The organism is Acinetobacter sp. YH18001, from assembly GCF_013416975.1.
Lineage (GTDB): Bacteria > Pseudomonadota > Gammaproteobacteria > Pseudomonadales > Moraxellaceae > Acinetobacter > Acinetobacter pseudolwoffii.
The window spans coordinates 1-1696 of the sequence record NZ_VPEU01000125.1 but is presented as its reverse complement, the minus strand read 5'-3'; the positions used below and the strand labels follow the sequence as shown (position 1 = coordinate 1696).

Here is a 1696-nt window from a genome sequence, read left to right as displayed (position 1 = left end):
TGATTATGTCATGATTTTACATGACCTTAGACTATGCATGTACCTTATGGCCCGGCATGCCGAGCTTGGTTCTTATCTCATCAAAGTGAGGCTCAACATGCAAGCTAAAATCGATGATATCGCTCAATAAACCAATTGAGATTACAGCAGAAAGTTATATTAATACGTTTGGTGTAAGCCATAGCACAGCATACGAAACACTAAAGGATGCCTGTAAGTCTTTATTCTCAAGACAGTTTAGCTATCAAGAACCTAGAGAAAAAGGTATTGCTCATAAAACGACTCGCTGGGTGTCTGATATTGCTTATATTGATAATTCTGCAACTATAGAATTTACTTTTGCTCCAGCGGTCTTACCCCTAATCACTTATCTTGAACAACACCTTACAAGCTACGAATTAAAACAAGTTGCCAATCTAACAAGCGGTTATGCTATTCGCCTATACGAACTTTTAATTGCGTGGCGTAGTACTGGGAAGACACCAATTATTGATTTAAATGAATTTCGTTTAAAACTTGGAGTTGGAGATGAAAAATATCAAAGAATGGGGCAATTTAAAGAAAAAGTTTTACATATTGCTATTGAGCAACTTAACAAACATACAGACATTACCGTAACTTATGAGCAACATAAGCAGGGGCGTACAATTACAGGGTTTTCATTCAAGTTTAAGCAAAAAGTACAACCTAAAATTGAAACTAAACGAGATCCCAATACCCCTGATTTTTTCATCAAAATGACCGATTCCCAACGTCATTTATTTGCAAACAAACTGTCTGAAATGCCTGAAATGGGGGCATATTCTCAAGGTACAGAAAGCTATCAGCAGTTTGCTATTCGTATTGCAGACATGCTTTTAGAGCCTGAAAAATTCAGAGAGTTATACCCTTGCTTAAAAAAGGCAGGATTTGGTAATTAAAAAAAAGGAGCTTCAGCTCCTTTTTTTTAATTTTATTCTTTGGCTGGCTGTCCTATCGAATCTAACTGATTAATCAGTTCCGCATTTACTTCTTCGCCCGACTTATTGGCAGTATCTTTACTTTCAAATCGTGATGAATCTTGGAGTTCTTTTTTCATACGTTCACGGTCTTCGTCTGTAATTTCTTGCGGAGCAGGTACTTGTTGCGCTTCTTGGCGTACTTCTTCCACAATCTCAGGAGACGATGCTTGCACTCTTACATGTTCTGGTTCTTCTTTATTTTTGCTGCATGCAGTAAGGGTAATAACTGACATTGTTAATAAAGACATTAAAATTTTATATTTCATAAAGAATATCCAGCTTAATTGTTATTCATCGAAGGTAAATCAAAAAGTATTCTATCCCGATCCTCTATTAAATAATCATTAAGTTCAGCGAGTATTTTTTCTTTGTTGGCTTCATTGGATTGCATTTTTTTAATCAAGTAAGAACCAAGTAAGATTTTACGCCGAGTATCATCCTTGCGTTCTTGCTCTTTCTGCTTTGTTCTTTCTCTTGCTTCAATAGCCTGTTTCTGAGCTTTTAACTGTTTCAGCTTCTCCAACTGGGCTTCAATTTTCTTTTCAATATTTTCAGTTGATTTTGTCATAACGGTTAATTTCGGGATATAGAAAACCACTCAAGCATAAGGCTCTATGAACTAGAGTTCAAGCGAGCTATATGCTATCGTGTTTTTCATGAAATGCGCACTTACGACTTGAATTTCATTCAAGTCA

3 protein-coding genes are annotated in these 1696 nt (G+C 36.1%); 1 reads left to right on the top strand and 2 read right to left on the bottom strand.

Features of this window, described 5'->3' with window-relative positions:
* Positions 1–113: 113 nt before the first annotated feature.
* Complete coding sequence (repM, locus tag FTV48_RS14710) at positions 114–920, top strand: replication initiation protein RepM (RefSeq protein WP_257222988.1); 807 nt, start codon at positions 114–116, stop codon at positions 918–920.
* 32 nt (positions 921–952) lie between these two features.
* Here the strand turns inward: repM and FTV48_RS14705 are convergent, their stop codons facing one another.
* Both FTV48_RS14705 and FTV48_RS14700 read right to left on the bottom strand, forming a co-directional pair.
* Entirely contained in the window at positions 953–1267 is a 315-nt protein-coding gene (locus FTV48_RS14705) for a hypothetical protein (RefSeq protein WP_151208206.1), read from the bottom strand.
* Between the two features lie 14 nt (positions 1268–1281).
* The gene (locus tag FTV48_RS14700) at positions 1282–1569 is read right to left on the bottom strand and encodes a hypothetical protein (protein WP_020847062.1); all 288 of its coding nucleotides are present in this window, start codon (positions 1567–1569) and stop codon (positions 1282–1284) included.
* Positions 1570–1696 lie beyond the last annotated feature (127 nt).

Coding starts and splice junctions, on each gene's coding strand:
- FTV48_RS14700 (WP_020847062.1), bottom strand. CDS start 1,569: ATGACAAAATCAACTGAAAATATTGAAAAGAAAATTGAAGCCCAGTTG.
- FTV48_RS14705 (WP_151208206.1), bottom strand. CDS start 1,267: ATGAAATATAAAATTTTAATGTCTTTATTAACAATGTCAGTTATTACC.
- repM (WP_257222988.1), top strand. CDS start 114: ATGATATCGCTCAATAAACCAATTGAGATTACAGCAGAAAGTTATATT.